The sequence below is a fragment of the Arthrobacter sp. NPDC058288 genome (assembly GCF_042880995.1).
GTDB lineage: Bacteria > Actinomycetota > Actinomycetes > Actinomycetales > Micrococcaceae > Arthrobacter.
In genome coordinates, this window is the sequence record NZ_JBHVYH010000007.1 from 110,340 (window position 1) to 131,223 (window position 20,884).

At 66.6% G+C, this 20,884-nt stretch carries 17 protein-coding genes; 7 read left to right on the top strand and 10 right to left on the bottom strand.

The genetic code is table 11. The features are described 5' to 3' along the window. The first annotated feature begins 105 nt into the window (after positions 1–105). From ACFVWT_RS17455 to ACFVWT_RS17485, 7 genes are all read left to right on the top strand, one after another. The gene (locus ACFVWT_RS17455; protein ID WP_390250022.1) at positions 106–1,515 is read left to right on the top strand and encodes a DUF6421 family protein; all 1,410 of its coding nucleotides are present in this window, start codon (positions 106–108) and stop codon (positions 1,513–1,515) included. Further along, positions 1,512–2,216 (top strand): SDR family oxidoreductase, encoded by a 705-nt coding sequence (locus tag ACFVWT_RS17460; RefSeq protein WP_390250024.1) that lies wholly within the window; start codon positions 1,512–1,514, stop codon positions 2,214–2,216. The genes ACFVWT_RS17455 and ACFVWT_RS17460 overlap by 4 nt, the downstream gene beginning before the upstream one ends. Positions 2,217–2,253: 37 nt before the next feature. Further along, the gene (locus tag ACFVWT_RS17465) at positions 2,254–3,342 is read left to right on the top strand and encodes a threonine aldolase family protein (protein WP_390250027.1); all 1,089 of its coding nucleotides are present in this window, start codon (positions 2,254–2,256) and stop codon (positions 3,340–3,342) included. A 61-nt stretch (positions 3,343–3,403) separates the two neighbouring features. Further along, entirely contained in the window at positions 3,404–4,054 is a 651-nt protein-coding gene (locus ACFVWT_RS17470; RefSeq protein WP_390250029.1) for a DUF3000 domain-containing protein, read from the top strand. Positions 4,055–4,111: 57 nt separating this feature from the next. Next, positions 4,112–5,452: an HRDC domain-containing protein gene (locus ACFVWT_RS17475; protein ID WP_390250031.1), complete on the top strand. Its 1,341-nt coding sequence runs from the start codon at positions 4,112–4,114 to the stop codon at positions 5,450–5,452. 162 nt (positions 5,453–5,614) lie between these two features. Beyond that, positions 5,615–6,937 carry a thiolase family protein gene (locus tag ACFVWT_RS17480; protein WP_390250033.1) on the top strand — a complete coding sequence of 441 codons (1,323 nt, stop codon included), beginning with the start codon at positions 5,615–5,617 and terminating at the stop codon, positions 6,935–6,937. Further along, on the top strand, positions 6,934–9,105 hold the full coding sequence (locus ACFVWT_RS17485; protein WP_390250035.1) for a 3-hydroxyacyl-CoA dehydrogenase NAD-binding domain-containing protein: 2,172 nt from the start codon (positions 6,934–6,936) through the stop codon (positions 9,103–9,105). The genes ACFVWT_RS17480 and ACFVWT_RS17485 overlap by 4 nt, the downstream gene beginning before the upstream one ends. A gap of 81 nt (positions 9,106–9,186) precedes the next feature. On the opposite strand, the gene ACFVWT_RS17490 is transcribed toward ACFVWT_RS17485, so the two are convergent. The 10 genes from ACFVWT_RS17490 to acnA all read right to left on the bottom strand — a co-directional run bounded on the left by ACFVWT_RS17490 (position 9,187) and on the right by acnA (position 20,848). Beyond that, positions 9,187–10,752 (bottom strand): ABC transporter ATP-binding protein, encoded by a 1,566-nt coding sequence (locus ACFVWT_RS17490; RefSeq protein WP_390250037.1) that lies wholly within the window; start codon positions 10,750–10,752, stop codon positions 9,187–9,189. Continuing rightward, positions 10,749–11,543 carry an energy-coupling factor transporter transmembrane component T gene (locus ACFVWT_RS17495; RefSeq protein ID WP_390250039.1) on the bottom strand — a complete coding sequence of 265 codons (795 nt, stop codon included), beginning with the start codon at positions 11,541–11,543 and terminating at the stop codon, positions 10,749–10,751. The genes ACFVWT_RS17490 and ACFVWT_RS17495 overlap by 4 nt, the downstream gene beginning before the upstream one ends. Positions 11,544–11,547: 4 nt before the next feature. Continuing rightward, a complete protein-coding gene (locus tag ACFVWT_RS17500) occupies positions 11,548–12,369 on the bottom strand; it encodes an ECF transporter S component (RefSeq protein ID WP_390250041.1) in 822 nt (273 codons plus the stop codon). 93 nt (positions 12,370–12,462) lie between these two features. Beyond that, on the bottom strand, positions 12,463–13,485 hold the full coding sequence (locus ACFVWT_RS17505; protein ID WP_390250043.1) for a nucleoside hydrolase: 1,023 nt from the start codon (positions 13,483–13,485) through the stop codon (positions 12,463–12,465). After that, complete coding sequence (locus ACFVWT_RS17510; RefSeq protein ID WP_390250045.1) at positions 13,485–14,462, bottom strand: aldo/keto reductase; 978 nt, start codon at positions 14,460–14,462, stop codon at positions 13,485–13,487. Before ACFVWT_RS17510 ends, ACFVWT_RS17505 begins: the two co-directional genes overlap by 1 nt. An 86-nt stretch (positions 14,463–14,548) precedes the next feature. Further along, positions 14,549–14,767, bottom strand: a complete 219-nt coding sequence (locus ACFVWT_RS17515) for a hypothetical protein (protein ID WP_011691508.1) — start codon at positions 14,765–14,767, stop codon at positions 14,549–14,551. A gap of 34 nt (positions 14,768–14,801) precedes the next feature. Beyond that, complete coding sequence (locus ACFVWT_RS17520; RefSeq protein WP_390250048.1) at positions 14,802–15,362, bottom strand: hypothetical protein; 561 nt, start codon at positions 15,360–15,362, stop codon at positions 14,802–14,804. Next, positions 15,359–15,913, bottom strand: coding sequence for a DUF402 domain-containing protein (locus tag ACFVWT_RS17525; protein ID WP_390250287.1), 555 nt, complete (start codon positions 15,911–15,913; stop codon positions 15,359–15,361). Before ACFVWT_RS17525 ends, ACFVWT_RS17520 begins: the two co-directional genes overlap by 4 nt. A 2-nt stretch (positions 15,914–15,915) precedes the next feature. Next, positions 15,916–17,889, bottom strand: a complete 1,974-nt coding sequence (dxs, locus tag ACFVWT_RS17530) for a 1-deoxy-D-xylulose-5-phosphate synthase (protein ID WP_390250050.1) — start codon at positions 17,887–17,889, stop codon at positions 15,916–15,918. A gap of 148 nt (positions 17,890–18,037) precedes the next feature. Further along, positions 18,038–20,848, bottom strand: a complete 2,811-nt coding sequence (gene acnA / locus ACFVWT_RS17535) for an aconitate hydratase AcnA (protein WP_390250052.1) — start codon at positions 20,846–20,848, stop codon at positions 18,038–18,040. Positions 20,849–20,884 lie beyond the last annotated feature (36 nt).

The following is a 20,884-nucleotide window of genomic DNA, read 5'->3' on the forward strand; positions in this document are numbered from 1 at the left end:
TGCACAAGTCTTTCTTATGCTCAGGCTGATTTTGCATTAGGAGATCTGTTTGCTTGCTACGCTCGCCGTAGAAGCTCCAAGCAATCAGAAAGGCGATCGCCGACGATGACTACGACCGCTCTCACCGCCCCTGCCCGGCTCACCGAAAACCACCCGGAATGGCTGCGGCTCAAGGCTGCCGCAACGGCACTCCAGGCTCTCCAGGTCCAGGACGGCTCCGTCCCGGATCACGCCAACCATGATGCGGCTGGCGCACACGTCGGCACCATCTGCGCGGCTGTGGAGGCACTGGCCCCGGCATTTCCGCATGACGCCCGGTACCTCGAACTCCTGGTCGGCGACTTCGCCCGCTGGGCCGCCGGCGGCTTCGGTGTGCCGGATTTCCTGGACTCGCTGCTGGCCTTCCAGCCGCAGCAGCACCGCGTCAACGGGCTGCAGCACCTGGTGGTGTTTCCGATGTACACCCAGAACGGCAGCAGCAGCCGCCTCGTGGAGGCAGTCCTGATCGAGGTCATCTGGCCGGAGTTCATTGCCGGCCTCGAGGACGGCGAGTACTCCAACAAACTCTTCGTCCCGATCCGGTTCGTTGACTTCACTCCCGGCTACAACACCAATTCCGCAGTACTCTTCCCGGAAACTGTCGCCGTCCGGGAAACCCCGACGTTCACGTGGGGTGCCATCTTCGCGGACCGGGAAGCGGCCCGCTTCCGCCGCGTCCTCGGAGCCGCCGCAGACATCACCCGGCTGCAGCTCCCCGCCGAAGCGGCGGAGCTCCTGGAGAACCAGAAGCTCACCCAGGAAACGTTCGTGATGTGGGACCTGATCCATGACCGCACCCACATGCGCGGCGACCTGCCCTTCGATCCGTTCATGATCAAGCAGCGGATGCCGTACTTCCTGTACTCACTGGAGGAACTCCGCTGCGACCTGACCGCCTTCCGCGAATCCGTGAAGATCGAAAAGGACGAAGAGGCTGACCCCGAAGCACGCCGGCACGCCAAGCTCGTCCAGTATGCCGTCATCTTCGACCGGATCTTCCGCTTCGCCATCACCGGCAGCCGCGTCCGTAACTACGACGGCCTCGGCGGCCAGCTGCTCTTCGCCTGGATGCACCAGCACCGCGTCCTGCACTGGACCGACAGCAAACTCAGCATTGACTGGGACGAAGTCGCCGACGTCGTGGTTGAGCTCGGTGCCAGGATCGAAGAGCTTTACTGGCGCTCGATCGACCGCCCCAAGATGGCCCACTGGCTGGCCGCCTACGAGCTGATCTCCGGGACCGTCACCCCCAACCCGGCGTCCGTCTGGGCCAAGGGCCCGGGCGCGCTGCCCCTGGCCGGACCGCCGCGCGGCCTCACCGACCAGGTGCTCGACGACGAATTCCCGCTGTCCATGTTCTATGAAGCCCTCGAGAAGAAGATGCGTCCCGTCATCGAGTCCACAGCCGGCATCACCGGATCGTCAGACACCGGCAGCGGCTCCGCTGCCGACACGCGGGCCCTGAACGCCGGATGAGTGGCGGACACCCCCTGAACGTGGTGGTCACGGGCGGTAGCGGTCCGGCCGGGATCGCCACCGCACGTGCGCTGCGCGCAGCCGGCCATACGGTGTTCGTGGTCGGTTCGGATGGCCCACGGATCGAAGCTGCCGCCGCTGAAGCGGGCGACGGCGTCACTCCCCTGGTCTGTGACCTCGCCAGCCTGGCCGACGTCCGGGCGCTGCACGCAGCCATCTCGGGCACCGCCGGAAGGGTGGACGGCGTTATCCACCTGGTGGGCGGCTGGCGCGGCTCCAAGGGCATCACGGACCAGAGCGACGAGGACTGGGACTTCCTGGAGCGGACAGCCGTCACCACCGTGCGGAACGTCACGCGGGTGTTCTACGACGACCTAGCGGCTTCGGAAACCGGCCGTTTCGCCATGGTGACCTCCGCTGCTGCTGAAACCCCGACGGCGGCAGGCGCAAGCTACGTTGCCGCAAAGGCGGCCGCCGAAGCATGGACCCTTGCGGTTGCCGAGGGCTTCAGCAAGGGCACGCACAGCGCCGCGGTCATCTTCGTGGTGAAGGGTCTCGTGGACGATGCCATGCGCGAACGGTCCCCGTCCCGCAACTTCCCCGGCTTCACCGACGTTACCGACCTGGCCGCTGCCGCCGTCGGACTTTTCACCGCTTCCGCAGCGGAACTGAACGGCCGGCGGCTGGTTCTTAGCCGATAACGGCGCACATCCCTAGACTGAAAGCGTGACCAAAGCAATGACAACCACAGTTGAGAATGCCCCTGCCGCCACCGGGGGCCGGCTCCATGACCCCGCCGTCCGGGGATTCGCGTCCGACAACTATTCGGGCGTCCACCCGGAAGTCCTGGCGGCACTGGCAGCTGCCAACGAGGGCCACCAGGTCTCCTATGGCGAAGACGACTACACGGCACGGCTGCAGGTTCTGATGGAGGAGCACTTCGGCCCCGGCATCGAGTGCTTTCCCGTCTTCAACGGAACGGGGGCCAATGTCCTCTCGCTCCAGTCCCTGCTCCCCCGCTGGGGCGCGGTGATCTGTGCGTCGACGGCGCACATCAATATGGATGAGAACGGCGCCCCGGAGCGGATCGGCGGCATCAAGCTGCTCCAGGTCCCCACCGCCGACGGCAAACTTACCCCTGAGTTGATCGACAGGGAAGCCTGGGGCTGGGGGGACGAGCACCGGGCCCAGCCCCTGGCCGTGTCCATCACCCAGACCACCGAGCTGGGCACCTGTTACACGCCCGAGGAGGTGCGCGCCATTGCGGACCACGTCCATGCGAAGGGCATGAAGCTCCACATGGACGGTGCCCGGCTGGCAAATGCCGCAGCCCACCTCGACGTGCCGCTGCGCACGTTCACGCGCGACGCCGGAGTGGACATCCTCTCGTTCGGCGGCACCAAGAACGGGCTGCTGTTCGGCGAAGTGGTGGTGGCGCTGAACCCCGGCGCCGCGCAGGGGCTGATCTACCTCCGCAAAATGAACATGCAGCTGGCCTCCAAGATGCGGTTCATGTCCGCCCAGTTCATCGCCCTGCTCGAGGGTGACCTGTGGTTGCGTTCCGCCAGGCACGCCAACGCGATGGCTGCCCGGTTGCGCGCTGCAGTGGACGGTATCGACGGCGTGGAACCCACCCAGAAGACGGAATCCAACGGCGTCTTTGCCATCCTGCCGGAAGGGGTTGCCGACCGGCTGCGGGAATCATTCCGCTTCTATGATTGGAACGAAGCCGCCCGGGAGGTCCGCTGGATGTGCTCGTTCGATACGAGCGAGGAGGACGTGGATTCATTCGTCACCGCCATCAAGCGGGAGCTGGCGGCCGGTTGACGGGGCGCACGGGGCGGCGAGCCTGCGGGGAACGGCGGCACATTTTGCGTAACCTGCGAATGTGAACGAACTCGCCCAGGTTCCCGCGGAGTTCCTTACCGCGTTGGGATCCCTTCGAAAAGCACGGTGCCGCAGTGAGCTGCATCTGGACGAGATCCCGGCGCCCTCACGGCTGGCACCCTACGCGGTGGCCCTCGGAGCTGAGGTCATCGGCCCGGTCCCGGGGCCTGGCCCCGCCGCCGTGCACGGGCCGGTTTCCGCTGCCCTGGTCCGCGCTGCGGGAACCAACGACGACGACGCCGAGGAACTCGCCACCGGCCGGTTCATCCTGCTGTACGATCCTGACGGCTCAGCCGTGTGGGACGGGGAGTTCCGGATTGTCACCTATATCCGCGCCCAGTTGGAGGCGGAGATGGGAAACGACGAAATGCTCGGTTCGGTGGCCTGGACCTGGCTGGTTGAGGCGCTGGAAAACCACAAGGCTCCCTACCGTGCAGCGGGCGGAACAGCCACGAGGATCCTGTCCGAAAGCTTCGGCACCCTCGCCGACCGGCCGGGTTCCATCGACATCGAACTGCGGGCGTCCTGGACACCCGAGGGGCCGGATATCCGCTCGCACCTGGAGGCGTGGTCGGACATGGTCTGCACGTTCGCCGGACTCCCGCCGCTGCCGGAGGGTGTCTCCGCCCTGCCCCGCAGGCGGCGCAACTGACCATGGCTGGCTACGGCGGGGCGCCCCTCAGCGCGATGTCGGTAAACTGAAGGCATCATGACCCCTCAAAATCCGGAACACACCACAGCCGGCGTCCCGGCTGCTGACATTACTCCCCACATCACGGTGGAAGGCTTCGACAGCCTGGTCCCCGAGGTCATTGACCTGGACTCGCCCCGCGACGGGGTACCGCTGGTTATCGAAACCCCTGCGGGACTGGAACGCTGCGCCGCCGCCATAGCCGCGGGGACGGGTCCGGCGGGGGTGGATGCGGAGCGCGCGTCGGGCTTCCGCTACGGGCAACGGGCCTTCCTGGTGCAGATCCGACGCGAGGGCTCGGGAACGTGGCTCATCGATCCTGAACCCTTCGGGGACCTGCAGATCATCAACGACGCCCTGGAGGGTGTCGAATGGATCCTGCACGCAGCGAGCCAGGACCTTCCGTGCCTGTCGGAGCTGGGCATGTGGCCGCACAAACTGTTCGATACCGAGCTGGCGGCGCGTCTCGCGGGACTTCCCAGGGTGGGCCTGGCAGCAGTCATTGAGCAGCTGCTCGGCTTCGGCCTCGCCAAGGAACATTCCGCCGCCGACTGGTCCACCCGCCCGCTCCCTGAACCCTGGCTGCGGTACGCGGCCCTGGACGTGGAGGTCCTCACGGAGCTGCGCGAAGAACTCATCGAGCTGCTCCAGGCCGACGGGAAGCTGGAATACGCCGAGCAGGAGTTCGCCGCCATCCTCGCGGCCGGACTCGCCCCTCCCCGTGTGGATCCCTGGCGCAAGACCTCCGGGCTGCACCAGATCAGGGACCGCCGCCAGCTGGCTGCGGTCCGCGAACTGTGGCTGGAACGGGATTCCCTGGCCCGCAAGCGCGACGTGGCCCCGGGCCGGCTCATCCCCGATTCAGCCCTTGTGGCCGCGGCGAAAGCCATGCCCTCCACCGTGCCCCAACTGCTCGGCACCAAGGGGTTCCACGGCCGGGCCGCACAGCGCGAGGCTCCGCGCTGGCTGCGGTGCATCGCGACGGCGAGGACGATGGAGGAGCTGCCTCCGCTGCATCTGCCGACCAACGCTCCGCCGCCGCCGCGGGTATGGGCGGACCGGGATCCGGCTGCGGCCGAACGCCTGGCTACTGCCAGGCCCCTCCTGCAGGACAAGGCCGACGAACTGAACCTGCCGGTCGAAAACCTGCTCACGCCAGACTTCCTCCGCCGGGTGGCATGGCGTCCGCCTGCCGAGCTCAGCGAAGAAGGGATCGCCGAGGAGCTCGGTGAACTCGGTGCCCGGCCGTGGCAGATCGAACTGACGGCTCCGCTGATCACGGCGGCGTTCCTCAATCCGCAGCCGCTGCCGCCCAAGGAACCCAAGGAACCCAAGGCCGCGCCCGGCACCGGAAGCTAGGCTCCCCGGACCTGCCCCGCCTGGCCGGCCGCGTCCCGGGCAAACAGTCCGCCGGGTCCTTGCCAGCTAAGTTACTCACGAGTAACATTGGGATCAATGCCGCCCGGACCGACACCGCCATAGGCGTGCATCCGGCACCCATGTCTCGATGAGGAGTATCACGTGAGCCAACCCCACAGCGGAACACCCAGCAGCAGAAGCCCCCTGGGAAATCACAGAACCGTCCGCGACGTCGTTTTTGTGGACGGCGTCCGCACCCCCTTCGGGCGCGCAGGCGAAAAGGGCATCTACGCCGGAACCCGGGCTGATGACCTCGTGGTCAAGTGCATCCGCGAACTGATGCGCCGCAACCCCTCACTTCCTGCGGACCGCATCGACGAGGTGGCCGTCGCCGCCACCACCCAGACCGGCGACCAGGGGCTCACCATCGGCCGCACCGCGGCACTGCTGGCCGGACTCCCCCGCACCGTCCCGGGATTCGCGGTGGACCGCATGTGCGCCGGCGCAATGACCGCGGTGACCACAACGGCCAGCGGCATTGCCTTCGGGGCCTACGACGTCGTCATCGCCGGCGGAGTGGAACACATGGGCAACCACCCGATGGGCGAGGGAGCCGACCCCAATCCCCGTTTCATGTCCGAGCGCCTGGTGGATCGCGCCGCGCTGAACATGGGGAACACAGCGGAGAACCTGCACGACCGTTTTCCGGCCATCACCAAGGACCGCACAGACGCCTACGCGGTGGCGTCCCAGGACAAGCTGGCAGCGGCCTACGGAAAGGGCCAGATCCAGCCGGACCTGGTGCCGGTGGCCACGATGAAGCCGGGGCAGGGCTGGACGGTCAACACTGTTGACGAGCCGCCCCGGCCCGGAACGTCGCTCGAGGACCTCGCCGCGCTGCGCACCCCTTTCCGCCCCCACGGCCGGGTAACTGCCGGCAATGCGGCCGGTTTGAATGACGGTGCGACGGCGGCCCTGCTGGCCTCGGCGGATGCCGCCGCCGAGCTCGGACTGCCGGTGAAGATGCGCCTGGTCAGCTACGCCTTCGCCGGCGTGGAGCCCGAAGTCATGGGCATCGGCCCGGTCCCGGCCACGGAGAAGGCGCTGAAGAACGCCGGCCTCGGCATTTCGGACATCGGGCTGTTCGAAATCAACGAGGCCTTCGCCGTCCAGGTGCTGAGCTTCCTGGACCACTTCGGCATTTCCGACGAGGACCCCAGGGTCAACCGCTACGGCGGCGCGATCGCCGTCGGGCATCCCCTGGCCTCGTCCGGAGTACGCCTGATGAACCAGCTGGCGCGCCAGTTCCAAGAGGACCCCTCGGTCCGGTACGGCATGACCACCATGTGCATCGGCCTGGGCATGGGCGCCACCGTCATCTGGGAAAACCCGCGTCACTCGGAATACACAGGCTACAGCGGCGTCCCGTCACCAGCCGACGATGCCGCCACAGCAACCACCGAGACTGAAGGAGCCGCAGCATGAGCGCCGCAGATTTCCGTAAGCTTGCCGATCTCTTCCCCGACGAGACGGTCACGCATTCCTACGTGCAGGACATCCAGCTGCCCGCAGCCGGCGGCAAACCGAGCCCCGGAACCTTCGCGCTGATCACCCTGGACAACGGGCTGGACCACTCCAAGCCCACCACGCTTGGCCCGAACACGCTCGTGGAACTGGGCACGGTCCTCGAGGGCCTCAAGGACCGTGCAGCCCGCGGCGAGATCGTTGGCGTCGGCGTCACCGGCAAGCCCTATTACCTGGTGGCCGGCGCGGACCTGTCGGCCGTCAAGTCCCTCAACAACCGGGACCACGGCCTCTGGATGGCGCAGCTCGGCCATGACGTCTATGCCACGCTGGCCAACCTGGGCGTTCCCAGCTTCGCCTTCATCAACGGTGTTGCACTGGGCGGCGGGCTGGAGATCGCGCTGCAGTCCACCTACCGCACGGTCTCCACCGGCGCCGGGGCGCTGGCACTTCCCGAATCCTTCCTCGGGCTGGTGCCCGGCTGGGGAGGCGTCTACATCCTGCCGCGGCTGATCGGACCGGAGAGCGCCGTCAAGGTGATGATCGAGAATCCGCTCAGCAACAACCGGACGCTCACCGGTCCGCAGGCCTTCGGCCTGGGAATAGCGGACGCCATTTTCGAACCTGCGGACTTCGTGGAACAGTCCCTGGCCTGGGCCGCAGGCGTCATCTCGGGTGAGACAGCCCCGGAACGGCCCAACGCCGTCGACCCCTCCGATCCGGCGGTTGCCGAGCGCTGGGCGGCGGCCGTTGCCGGCGGGCGCGGCTTCGTGGAGTCCAAGACGTCCAATGCGTCGCCTGCGCCGGCAAAGGTGCTGGACATCATGGAGGCCAACAGAACCATGAGCCAGGCGGACTCGGCAGCACTCGAGTGCGAGACCCTGGCCGGCCTCATGCAGACCGACGAGTTCCGCTCCACGGTGTACGCGTTCCTGGACCTCGTGCAAAAGCGGTCCAAGCGCCCGGCCGGCGCACCGGACCGCAAGCTGGCCCGGCCCGTGACCAAGGTTGGGGTGGTGGGCGCAGGCCTGATGGCCAGCCAGCTGGCCTTGCTCTTCGCCCGGCAGCTCAAGGTGCCCGTGGTGATGACGGACATCGACCAGTCCCGCGTGGACAAAGGTGTGGGCTACGTCCACGCTGAAGTGGACAAGATGCTGGCGAAAAAGCGGATCAGTGCCGACGCCGCCAACCGCACCAAGGCGCTGGTGACCGGCTCGGTGTCCAAGGAGGCGTTTGCCGACGCGGACTTCGTCATCGAGGCCGTGTTTGAGGAACTGAACGTCAAGAAGCAGGTGTTCGCCGAGGTGGAGGCAATCGTCTCCCCCGAGTGCATCCTGGCGACCAACACCTCCTCATTGTCCGTGACCGCGATGGCCGAGGACCTGGAGCACCCGGAGCGCCTGGTGGGATTCCACTTCTTCAATCCGGTGGCCGTGATGCCTCTGCTGGAGATCGTCCGTGCACCCAAAACCGACGACGCCGTGCTGGCCACCGCGTTTGAGCTCGCCAAGGGCCTGAAGAAGACCGCGGTCCTGGTCAAGGACGCCGCGGCGTTTGTGGTCAACCGCATCCTGCTGCGCCTGATGGGCGAAGTGACCGCCGCGTTCGATGAAGGAACACCGGCCGAGGTGGCGGACAGTGCGCTGCGTCCCATGGGTCTGCCCATGACTCCCTTCACGCTTGGCGCGATGGTGGGCCTGCCGGTGGCGCAGCACGTCCAGGAGTCACTGCACGCCGCGTTCGGTGACCGCTTTACGGTTTCCCAGAACCTTCAGAAGCTCATCGACAATGGCGTTAAATCCATATGGGCGCCGGACAAGGGCCCGGACGGCAAGCCGTTCATTCCCGCGGAAACCCTGGCGCTGCTGTCGTTTGGCACCTCCCCCTCCACAGGTGAGGAAGTCCTCCGCCGGACCCAGGACGCGCTGGCCGAGGAAATCGGACTCATGCTGGACGAAGGCGTGGTGGCCGGACCGGAAGACATCGACCTTTGCATGATCCTCGGGGCGGGGTGGCCGATGTTCCTCGGCGGCATCACCCCCTACCTGGACCGGGTGGGAGCCTCCGAACGCGTCAACGGCAGGCGGTTCCTGGCTCCGGGTGTCGCGTCCGCGGCGGCAGCGGCCTAGCGCCGGGCTTCACTGTCACACAGCGCCGCCGCCCGCACCATTCTCCGGTGCGGGCGGCGGCGCTGCCGTGTCCCGCGGCGGTCACAGTTCCCGCAGCGTGCCGTTCGTGAGTTCCAGGACGCGGTGGGCCGTGGCACGGGCATAGTCGAGCTCGTGCGTGACCATCACGACGGCGGCGCCCCGGACTGCCGCGGCGCCAACGGCGTCATCAAGGCGTTCGAGGCCGTGGCGGTCCAGCCCCACGGTCGGTTCGTCCAGTGCGATGAGCCCCGGCTCACGGGCGAGCACGGTGGCGAGGGCCAGCAGCCGCTGCCGGGATGCCGGCAGCTCATGCGGATGGATCTGAAGCTGATCATCGAGTCCGACGGCCGCCAGGGCAGCCCGTGCCGTCGCATCCGCTGCCGCCCCGAATTTGCGGTCCAGGCCGAAGAGCACTTCACGCAGGACCGTCCGTTCGAAGAGCTGGTCCCGAGGGTGCTGGAACAGGAGGCCGACGAGATCTGCGACCCTTCCCGTGGGAATCCCTGCGATGTCCTTGCCCTGGATCCGGACGGAGCCCAAGTCCGGACGAAGCAGGCCGTTGAACTGCCGGAGCAGGGTGGACTTGCCGGTACCGTTCGGACCCGTCACAGCTACGATTTCACCTGCCGCCACAGCGAGGCTAAGCCCGTCCAGCACACCCGGCGGAAGTTCCCTGGTTCCGCGGCGCGCCCGGCGTCCGGCCGGATAGCCGAAGGTGACATTGTCCAGTTCCAGGACCGCAGCAGGGGCATCTGCCCCGCCGGAACGGCGACCGGCCGGGAGGCGGCCAGCGGCCTGGGGGCGCGGGCCGGTGCCCCCCGGGGCGGGAATTACGACGCCGGATCGCAGTAGCGCGGGTCCGCCCGCCAGCTCGCCGGGGGTGCCGCGGGCGGTGACGGTGCCGCCGTCGAGCACGAGCCAGTGCCCTGCCGAGCGGGCAAGCTCATCTGCGGTCTGGCTCAGGACGATGACGGCGGTACCGGTATCCAGGAGGCCGCAAACCAGCGCGCGCACCGACGCGGCGCCGGCCTGGTCCAGTGAGCCGAACGGTTCATCGAGGACCAGCACCCCGGGGCGAGTAATGGCAGAACAAGCGATGGCCAGCCGCCGCAGTTCTCCGCCGGACAGAGTGGCGGGAGCGCGGTCCAGCAGATCCGTCAGTCCCGCTGCGTCGGCGGCACGCGCCACTTCCGCCCGCATCAGCTGCCTGTCCATCCCCCGGTTTTCAAGGCCGAACGCCAGTTCCTCGGCAACGGTGGACCCTACGGTGGACAGCAGGGCGGCGGCTTCCTGGGGAACCAAGGCAACGTGCTCCGACCAAAGCGCCGGATTGATTCGCGGGTCGTCCGCGCGGCCGTGGAAATAGACGGGTCCGCTGTCCTCCGCCGGCGCCCCGCTTGCCGCGGCGGGCAGGTGCAGGCTCCCCGTGAACCGGCCGGAGTTGCCGCTGGACAGCCAGCCGGCCAAAAGCCTGCCAAGGGTCGACTTGCCGCTGCCGGAGCCGCCCAGCACGGCAGTGAGCGTGCCGGGCGCGGCGGCCAGCGCGACGTCGTGGAGGACGGACGAATCGTCACCGTGGTAGCTGAATGCCTCGATCCTGGCTTCGATCAGGGCAGCTGCCTTCATCCCGGGGCTCCCGAGGGCCAATGGCCGGAGATCCGCAGCCCCACCAGGGCCATGGCCAGCAGCAGGACTGCGGCCCTGAATCCGCGCTGGACGGCGGTATCCCGCACCTCGCGGTAGCTGGTGCGTACGCGGGTGCCGCTGAACCCGCGCGAATCAAGCGCCTGCGCCCGCTCCCCGGCATCCTGGATGAGCGACAGGACCAGCGGCAGCATCTGCAGCCGTGCCGCTGCCAGCCGGGACAGCGGGCCGCCCCCGAGTACCAGTCCCCGCGATTCCTGGGCCTGCCGGATCCGGGCCAGCCTGCTGCTGATGGCCGGCGCCAGCGTCAGGGTGGACGCCAGGACGAAGCCGAGCTGCGGAGGCACACGTCGAGCTGACATCACGGCCACGAGGTCCGGCACGCGCACCGTGAACGAAAAGAGCAGGAAAACCATGACGTAGGCGGCCGTCCGCGTACCCATATCCAGCGCGAAACCGAGGCCTTCAGCAGTAACCCGTGCCGCGCCCCAGTCAGCCAGGACGGTCTTCCCCTCGGGGAAGAACAGCCCGTGCATGACCAGCAGCGACAGCCAAAAGGGCGCCAGGATCACGGCGGCGGCGGGTGCCATCCGGCGTGCCACCCCGGCGCGCACCGCCAGAACGGCGCAGCCAACAGCTACGGCGAGGGACCACGCCCAGCTGGACACCGCCGTCGTGATGGCAGCAGCCGCTACGGCCGCCGCCAAGGCGGTCAGGGGATTGAGGATGGATGGGGTGGCCGGCGCGGCGGGGGTATTCAACGGGACGGGCACGGCGTCAGGCGTCCGGGGTTCCCTGCTTCTTGCCGGCCAGCACGTTGAAGCGCCGCACAAAGGCAAACTGCAGCGCGGTCCGGCGCGGCAGCGCGTACACCAGCACCGCGACGACTGCGAAAACAATGGCCTTGTCCATGGGGTCCGAAATCAGTGCCTGCTTGGTGATAGCGGCAAGGAGCGTATCGCCCATGGCCCGGAAAGCGCTGACAATGGCGCCGGTACCGACGCCGGAGGTGCCGCCGAAAACAAAGGCCGCAATAGGTGCGGAGACAACGCCGGCAAGGATGCCCGTCACGAAGCCTGCCACCGGCGCAAGGTAGAAGCGGCGGAACAGCCCGTAGCGCGCGGCCACGCCCGCCAGGAAACCGATGAGCGCCGCACCGGCGGCGAAGGGCAGCACCGTGGGATTGATGAAGGACCAGACAATGCTGCTGAGGGCACCTGTTGCCGCCCCCGCCGCCGGACCCGCCAGGACGGCGATGAGGACGGTGCCGATCGCGTCGAAGTAGAACGGCAGTCCAGTGGATCCCATGATTTGGCCGAGGGCGATGTTGAGGACGAGTGCCACGGGAATCAACACCAGGGTGGACGTGGGAAGGGTGGGCAGCACTCCAATGATCAGGAGGATGGCTCCCAGCAGGAAACCGCCCAGGGCTACCAGGGCGGAGCCGCTCGCCAGCCCGTTGGTGATGTCGGCGGGCTGCGTCAGGACCAGGAAGATGAAGGTGGCTGCGATGGATACCGCGCCGAGCGCTTCGAGCAGGCGGCGGCCGCGGACTGCCGCCTGTCCAGGGGCGGGAAGTGTCTGGGATTGCTGTGACATGGCTGTTCCTTAGGCTGTGGGTTGCGTTCCGCGGGTACACCCGTACCGGGATCGGCAAACGTGCGCCTATGTCACCTCGACGCAGCTACCATCTTAGGCCAGCCGCCTGGCCAGTGCCCCCACTGAATTGATGAGCTCGTCAAAGCACTGCTTCGGATTGTTGGACGTCACAATCCGGGCGTTCGGCGGCAGCCCCCACAGTCCGCGGTAATCGGCCACGGTGGTGCCCATCAGCAGCGGGGATCCGGTCTCGACGTCGACAGTCGCCAGCCGGGCGGTGTATTCCGTCCGCCCCACGGCCACGCAGGCGGCGAAGGCATCGTGCACGTGCGCCACGAAGCCCTGGTCGTAGAGCCGGTGGAACTCCATGTAAAAACGGATGGCGTCGGACAGGCATGCCATCAAGGGGTTGTCGGAGCTGCTGCGGAGTCCCTCCGGCTGGTCCGGGAGCACGAGTTCCGGACTGGTACCGGCGGCATCGGCCAGGCGCTGCATGTGTTCGGGCCGCATCTCGATCAGTTCGGTGGTCTCCAGTGCGCACACCACCGGCAGTTTGTCCTCCGGGAGGCCGCGGTAGGCGGCAAAGACCTCCTTGGCGGCATGCGGATCCACCGAGACGTTCCACTCCGCCGTCGGGGTGGTGTTGCCCTGGTAGTAGAAGCAGCCGCCCATGATTACCAGCCCCTTGAGCAGCCGCGGCAGTTCCGGTTCCCGGCGGAGGGCGAGGGCGAAGTTGGTCAGCGGACCGGTAATGAGGCCCGTGATCTCGCCGGGGTGCTTGCGCACCTCGTCCACCCAGACGTCGACGGCGTGCCGGTCTGAGATGTGCTGCGCCGGCACCGGCAGCTCGGCGTAGCCGATTCCCTGCGGGCCGTGGGTTTCCTCCGTGGTGACCAGCGGGATCTCCAGGGGCACCTCGGCCCCGATCGCCACCTCTACTCCCGACATGCCGCATAACTCCAGCAGGGCCAGGTTATTCAGGGCCACCTGGCGGGCACCCACGTTTCCGGCGGTGCAGGTGATGGCCTGCAGCCGGACGTCGGGGCGGGACAGGAGGTAGACCAGCGCCAGGGCATCGTCGATCCCCGTGTCCACGTCCATCAGGACCGAATGCATCAGAAGAGTGCCACCTTGGGCGTGCGGGGGAAGATCCCATCCAGCTCGGCGCGCTCCTCCGCGTTGGGCACCCAGGCCACGGCCGCCGCATTTTCGCGGATCTGCTCCGGCCGGGTGGCGCCGGCGATCACGCTGCTGACGGACGGCTGGGCCGCGAGCCAGGAGAACGCGACCTGGATCTCGCTGAGGTTGCGCTCGGCGGCAAACTTGCTGAACTTGTCCAGCTGCTCCCAGTCGGCGTCGTTGACCAGGTTGGTGCGCGTGTGGCTGAGGCGGGAGCCTTCCGGCGCCTTGCCCGGCGCGTATTTGCCGGTCAGCAGCCCGTTGGCCAGGGGGAAGTACGGCAGCACTCCCAGGCCGTAGGCTTCGGCTGCAGGCGTGACTTCGAGTTCAGCGCGCCGGTCCAGCAGGTTGTAGTGGTTCTGGGTGGAGATGAACCGGGTGCCTCCACGGGCGCGGGCCACAAATTCGGCCTCGGCGATCTGCCAGCCGGCCCGGTTGGAGTGGCCGATGTAGCGGACCTTCCCACTGGTCACCAGATCGTCGAGGGCGGCGAGGGTCTCGTCGATGGGGGTCAGCGGATCCGGGGTGTGGAACTGGTAGAGGTCGATCCAGTCGGTGCCGAGCCGCCTCAGCGACGCTTCAGCGGCCTGGACGATGTAGCGGCGCGACCCGCGGGCGCCGAAGTCGTTGCCATTGGCTCCGCGCATGTCCATGCCGAATTTCGTGGCGACAATTGCGTCCCCGCGGCGGCCGGCCAGGGCTTTGCCCAGCATGGTTTCACTGAGTCCGGGCGACCTGCCGTAGGTGTCCGCGACGTCAAAAAGCGTAATGCCGGCGTCCAGTGCGGCATGAACGACGGCGTCGGTGCCCTCCTGCGACTCCGTCACGGTATCGGCCCGGCCCAGGTTGTTGCAGCCGAGTCCCACAACGGAGACGGTCAAACCGGAATTTCCAAGGCGTCGGTATTCAGTCATGGAATCAGCCTATAACGGCCACAATGACGGCCCGGACGCGCACCTGCGCGAAAGCGTCAGGGCAGGGTCCGGGCGCGGAAGGCCGCTCAGGCCACGGGGAACTCGAGTCCGTGCTCGTCCATGGCATCCTCAAGCTGGGCCATGGTCTTGACGCCCATTCCGTGCAACTTCAACAGCTCCCGTTGACCGAACTGGACCACTTGTTCCAAGGTTTCCAGTCCGGCATGGGCCATGGCCCGGCGGGCAGGCGCGCCAATTCCGCGGGGAATCGGGGTGTGGCCTGGTTGAACGGATTTTGGCGCCATAGCGGATGCCCTCCAGTGAGTCGGTTGCCCCCTCTTAGAGGGTAAAGCCCGAAGCCGGTTTCGGCGAGTGCTTGAGCCTAAACGCTTCGGGATCACTGAACGGCGCCGCAGCGATGCTCAGTTTCGTGAAGTCCAGGTCCTCGCCGCGGATGCAGACCTTGATCGCGTTGACCGCTTTGTTGACGTCCGGGCACAGGCAGAAGATATTGAGCTTGGCGTCGCTGAATTCGCTTCTTTCCACGGTGCCGAGGCCGCGCCAGGCAAGATGGCTGATCAGGGCGTCCTTGGCTTTTTCCTCAAGGTAGCGGTCCCGGTCCGTGCCGTCCTTGGTCTTCAAGGCGTACTGGGCCACCACCCAGAACTGTTCTTCCTCGGCTAGCTCGGCATAGCCGTCCTCGGCGCACTGCACCGCGAAAGCGTCCATGAGGCGTTCTGCGACCGCAGCATCGGCAACATCCGTTTCGTCTGTCTTGCTCTGGTGCCCCACCACGCCGTGGTTCATCACGAACTGGTTGTAGTCCTCATCGAACCAGGCCTCCCGGAACAGCAGGACCCCTTCGTCGTCACGTTTGTAGACCCTGATAATTCCGCTCATGCCCGTCCTCTCCTGAACCACTCGGCGTCTGTGCCGTCGAACGGTGCCTGCTGTGCCTTAACGGCCTGGTAAAGCTGTTCTGTTTCCGCAAGCATGCGGTCCACGAGGTTCCGGGGATAGGCCATGCTCACCTGGTGTTCCGCGAATTCGTCCTCGTCGTCGATGTAGACGCCGCGGGTCACGGACCGGATCACGTCCAGGTCCATGTCAATGACGTGGAATTCCATGGTGCCGGGCCGGATGACGTTCCAGCCGTGGCCCACGGCGAGGTCCACGTACACCCGGAAGTCCCCCGGGTAGGTGTCGTCGTAGAACGTGGCCACGTAGTCGCCCGTGCGGGGAACGAGGAGGACGGCATCGGACCTGGCATGGAAGGCTGCCCCGGGCCGCGAAATAAACGATCCTTTGGGTTGGAAGATCCACCAGCCGTGAGCGTCCTCGCCGAGGTAGTTTCCCGGGACCACCCAGTGGGCGCCGCCGTCCCATTTGCGGTTCCGCGCCACCACCAAGTCTCCCGGTTTGAGGCTCTCCGGGGGTGTGGCCTCGTGCAGGATCACAGTTTCGGCAGGCTGCCCGTAGTCGGATGTTCCTGGCCGGGCAGGGGCCGGGCGAACGGCACCTTGGTCCCCAGGACCTGCGCGACGACGTCGTGCGTGATCTGGCGGGCGGTCAGTCCGACACGTTCCAGAACCTGCGCACGGGTACCGTGGTCCAGGAACTCCACGGGCAGCCCCACTTCGTTGAGGGCGGTGTCCACGCCGGCCGCACGCATTTCCTGGCGGATGCGTGAACCCACTCCGCCCGCCCGCACGCCGTCTTCGATGCAGATGACCAGCCGGTGGCGGGCAGCCAGCGCAATGATGGATTTGCGTACCGGCAGCAGCCAGCGGGGATCCACCACGGTGGAGCTGATGCCCTGGGCGCCCAACCGGTTGGAAACATCGAGGGCGAGTTCGGACATGGCGCCGACGCTCACGATCAGCACGTCGTTTTCGTTGGAACCGGCAGGGCGGCGGGCCAGCACATCCACCCCGTCGCTGAGCCGTTCGAGGGCTTCCACTTCGGCGCCAACGTTGCCCTTGGAATACCGGACTACGGTGGGGGCATCCTCGATGGCCACGGCTTCGCGGAGTTCCTCGCGGAGCCGGGTGGCGTCCCGGGGGGCAGCCAGGTGGAGGCCGGGCACAATCTGGACCATGGCCATGTCCCACATGCCGTGGTGGCTGGCACCGTCGGGGCCGGTGACGCCGGCGCGGTCCAGCACAATGGTGACCCCGGCCTTGTGCAGCGCCACGTCCATGAGCAGCTGGTCAAAGGCGCGGTTCAGGAACGTCGCGTAGACGGCAACCACGGGGTGGAGGCCACCGAAGGCCATACCCGCGGCGGAGGTGAGCGCGTGCTGTTCGGCAATACCGACGTCGAAGACGCGTTCCGGGTGCCGCGCGGCGAACTTGTGCAGGCCCACGGGGATGAGCATGGCACCGGTGATGCCTACGATGTCCTTGCGCTCATCGGCGATGGCTGCAATCTCATCGGCGAAAACGGACGTCCAGGACTGCGCGCCGCCCGCCTCGGTGGGCACCCCGGTTTCGGGATCGATGATGCCCACGGCGTGGAACTGGTCAGCCTCGTGGGCACGCGCCGGCGCGTAGCCGTGGCCCTTCTCCGTCATGGCGTGCACGATGACCGGACCGGCATAGTTTTTCGCGGTCGAGAGTGCGTGCTCCATTGCCTGGAGGTTGTGTCCGTCGACAGGGCCGATGTACTTCATGCCAAGGTCCTCGAACATTCCCTGCGGCGCCCACCAGTCCTTGATGCCCTTCTTCATGGCATGCAGGCTGCGGTACGTAAACTGGCCCACGGGTCCGCCGTTTTGGAGCTTCCGCTTCCACCAGTCCAGTGTGCCCTCGTAGGCCGGGGCCGCACGGAATGAATCAATCGTGGGGCGCAGCGACGCCAGGTAGTCGGCGAAGCCGCCCACAGTGGGGGCATAGGACCGGCCGTTGTCGTTCACCACGATGACGACGCGGCGGCGTTTGTCCGCCGCGATGTTGTTGATCGCTTCCCAGGCCATGCCGCCGGTCAAGGCACCGTCGCCCACCACGGCAATCACGTAGCGGTCCCCGTCGCCGGTCAGCTGACGGGCACGGGAGATACCGTCGGCCCAGGACAGCGATGAGGAGGCGTGGGAGCTTTCCACGATGTCGTGCTCGGACTCTGCACGGTCCGGATAGCCGGACATGCCGCCCTCCTGGCGGAGGGTGCTGAAGTCCTGGCGTCCGGTCAGGAGTTTGTGTACATACGACTGGTGCCCGGTGTCAAAGACAATGCTGTCGCGCGGGGAATCAAAAATGCGATGCACGGCCATGGTCAGTTCCACAACGCCGAGGTTCGGTCCGAGGTGGCCACCCGTCTGTGACACGTTGCCGATCAGGAAACTCCTGACCTCCGCAGCCAGCTGGGACAGCTGCTCTTCGGTCAACTTGCTCAGGTCCTGCGGATTCCGGATGGTGTCCAAAATTCCCAACGGGGCCTCCTTCGGGTGGTAGACATGCCTTTTAACTCTAACGCCTCGAAAGCGGGGCGCACGCAGGGACCGGCCGCCGCAACGCAAAAGCCCCGGCCTGTCAGTGACAGGCCGGGGCTTTTGGTGCTGCCGGATGTGACCTTCGCCGCTAGTTGGCGGAGATCTGGCGCAGCACGTACTGCAGGATGCCGCCGTTGCGGTAGTAGTCCGCCTCGCCCGGGGTATCGATACGCAGGACCGCATCGAAGGACTTGGCGGAGCCGTCTTCAGCGGTGGCCGTTACCTTGAGGGTCTTCGGCGTGGTGCCTTCGTTGAGGGCGGTCACGCCCTCGACTGCGAAGGTTTCCGTGCCGGTCAGGCCCAGGGTTGCGGCAGATTCGCCGGCCGGGTACTGCAGCGGCAGAACGCCCATGCCGATCAGGTTGGAGCGGTGGATTCGCTCGTAGCTTTCAGCCACCACAGCCTTGACGCCCAGGAGCGCGGTGCCCTTCGCAGCCCAGTCACGGGATGAGCCGGAGCCGTACTCCTTGCCTGCCAGGACCACCAGCGGGGTGCCGGCTGCCTGGTAGTTCTGGGCGGCGTCGTAAACGTACGCCTGGGGACCGTCCGCCTGGGTGAAGTCGCGGGTGAAGCCACCCTCGACGCCGTCGAGCAACTGGTTCTTGATGCGGATGTTCGCGAAGGTGCCGCGGATCATGACTTCGTGGTTGCCACGGCGCGAACCGTAGGAGTTGAAGTCCTTGCGCTCCACGCCGTTTGCCAGCAGGTACTGGCCTGCAGGGGTGTCCGACTTGAAGGAACCGGCCGGGGAGATGTGGTCGGTGGTGACGGAATCGCCGAGCTTGAGCAGCACGCGGGCACCGGTGATGTCCGTGACGGGCTCCGGCTTGGCCTTCATGCCTTCGAAGTACGGGGGCTTCCGGACATACGTGGACTTCTCATCCCAGGCGAAGGTGTCGCCTGCCGGGGTGTCAAGGGCCTTCCAGCGGTCATCGCCGTCGAAGACGCCCTCGTAGCCGCGGGCAAACATTTCCTTGTCGATCGAGGAGTCGATGACCTGCTGGACTTCGACCGGGTTCGGCCAGATGTCCTTCAGGAAGACGTCGTTGCCGGCTTCGTCCTGTCCCAGAGCGTCGGTGTCGAAGTCGAAGTCCATGGTTCCGGCCAGGGCGTAGGCGATGACCAGCGGCGGGGAGGCCAGGTAGTTCATCTTCACGTCCGGGTTGATCCGGCCTTCGAAGTTGCGGTTGCCGGACAGCACAGCGGTGACGGAAAGGTCGTTGGCCTGGATGGCCTCGGAGATTTCGGCATCAAGCGGGCCGGAGTTGCCGATGCAGGTGGCGCAGCCGTAACCCACGATGTAGAAGCCGAGCTTCTCCAGGTACGGGGTGAGGCCGGACTTCTCGTAGTAGTCCGTGACCACCTTGGAGCCGGGAGCGACGGAGGTCTTGACCCACGGCTTGGCGGCCAGGCCCTTGTCGACGGCGTTGCGCGCCAGCAGGGCTGCGGCCAGCATCACGGACGGGTTGGACGTGTTGGTGCAGGAGGTAATCGAGGCGATGGACACCGCGCCGTGGTCCAGCTCGAACTCGCGGCCGTCCGCGGTGACAACGTGCACCGGGGTGGACGGACGTCCGGCGGCACCGTTGGCGGCGGACTCAACCCTGGCCGTTTCCGTGGTGTGGGAATCAGCGTGGGTGAACGAGGGCGGGTCGGAGGCCGGGAAGGACTCTTCCAGGGACTCGTCCACGCTGCCGTCTTCGATGCTCACGTAGTTGTGGATGTCCTTGCGGAACTGCTCCTTGGCATCCGTGAGCTCGATGCGGTCCTGCGGGCGCTTCGGGCCGGAGATCGACGGGACAACCGTCGACAGGTCCAGCTCGAGGTACTCGGAGAACTTGATCTCCTTGGAAGGATCGTGCCACAGGCCCTGTTCCTTCGCGTAGGACTCCACGAGGGCCACGTTCTCTTCCGAGCGGCCGGTGAGGCGCAGGTACTCAAGGGTGACGTCGTCGATCGGGAACATCGCAGCAGTGGAGCCGAACTCCGGGCTCATGTTGCCGATGGTGGCGCGGTTGGCCAGCGGCACTGCCGCCACACCTTCGCCGTAGAATTCCACGAACTTGCCCACAACACCGTGCTTGCGCAGCTGCTCGGTGATGGTGAGGACGACGTCGGTGGCGGTGGCGCCGGCCGGGATGGACCCGGTCAGCTTGAAGCCCACGACGCGCGGGATCAGCATGGATACGGGCTGGCCCAGCATTGCGGCCTCGGCTTCAATGCCGCCAACGCCCCAGCCCAGGACGCCCAGGCCGTTGACCATGGTGGTGTGCGAGTCGGTGCCGACGCAGGTGTCCGGGTAGGCCCGGACAACGCCGTCAACTTCACGGGTCATCACGGTGCGGGCCAGGTACTCGATGTTGACCTGGTGCACAATGCCGGTTCCCGGCGGGACGACCTTGAAGTCGTCAAACGCGGTCTGGCCCCAGCGGAGGAACTGGTAGCGCTCCCCGTTCCGCTGGTATTCGATCTCCATGTTGCGCTCCAGTGCGCCGGAGTTGCCGAATGCGTCGATCTGCACCGAGTGGTCGATCACCATCTCGGCGGGAGCCAGCGGGTTGACCCTCTTGGGGTCGCCGCCGAGCTCCTTGACGGCCTCACGCATGGTGGCGAGGTCCACTACGCAGGGCACGCCAGTGAAGTCCTGCATGATCACGCGCGCCGGCGTGAACTGGATTTCAGTGTCGGGCTGGGCGTTGGGATCCCAACCGGCCAGTGCTCGGACGTGATCGGCCGTAATGTTGGCGCCGTCCTCGGTCCTCAACAGGTTTTCAAGCAATACCTTGAGGCTGAACGGAAGGTTTTCTGCACCTTCAACGGAGTTCAACCGGAAAATTTCGTATTCGGTACCGGCTACATTAAGTTTGCCTTTTGAACCGAAGCTGTCCACAATGCTCATCGCAGGACTCCTCTCGCAACAGTTTCATCTTTGTCG

Coding starts and splice junctions, on each gene's coding strand:
- ACFVWT_RS17465 (WP_390250027.1), top strand. CDS start 2,254: ATGACAACCACAGTTGAGAATGCCCCTGCCGCCACCGGGGGCCGGCTC.
- ACFVWT_RS17490 (WP_390250037.1), bottom strand. CDS start 10,752: ATGAAGGCAGCTGCCCTGATCGAAGCCAGGATCGAGGCATTCAGCTAC.
- ACFVWT_RS17505 (WP_390250043.1), bottom strand. CDS start 13,485: ATGCATTCGGTCCTGATGGACGTGGACACGGGGATCGACGATGCCCTG.
- ACFVWT_RS17475 (WP_390250031.1), top strand. CDS start 4,112: ATGACCCCTCAAAATCCGGAACACACCACAGCCGGCGTCCCGGCTGCT.
- ACFVWT_RS17510 (WP_390250045.1), bottom strand. CDS start 14,462: ATGACTGAATACCGACGCCTTGGAAATTCCGGTTTGACCGTCTCCGTT.
- ACFVWT_RS17460 (WP_390250024.1), top strand. CDS start 1,512: ATGAGTGGCGGACACCCCCTGAACGTGGTGGTCACGGGCGGTAGCGGT.
- ACFVWT_RS17455 (WP_390250022.1), top strand. CDS start 106: ATGACTACGACCGCTCTCACCGCCCCTGCCCGGCTCACCGAAAACCAC.
- ACFVWT_RS17500 (WP_390250041.1), bottom strand. CDS start 12,369: ATGTCACAGCAATCCCAGACACTTCCCGCCCCTGGACAGGCGGCAGTC.
- ACFVWT_RS17515 (WP_011691508.1), bottom strand. CDS start 14,767: ATGGCGCCAAAATCCGTTCAACCAGGCCACACCCCGATTCCCCGCGGA.
- ACFVWT_RS17485 (WP_390250035.1), top strand. CDS start 6,934: ATGAGCGCCGCAGATTTCCGTAAGCTTGCCGATCTCTTCCCCGACGAG.
- acnA (WP_390250052.1), bottom strand. CDS start 20,848: ATGAGCATTGTGGACAGCTTCGGTTCAAAAGGCAAACTTAATGTAGCC.
- ACFVWT_RS17520 (WP_390250048.1), bottom strand. CDS start 15,362: ATGAGCGGAATTATCAGGGTCTACAAACGTGACGACGAAGGGGTCCTG.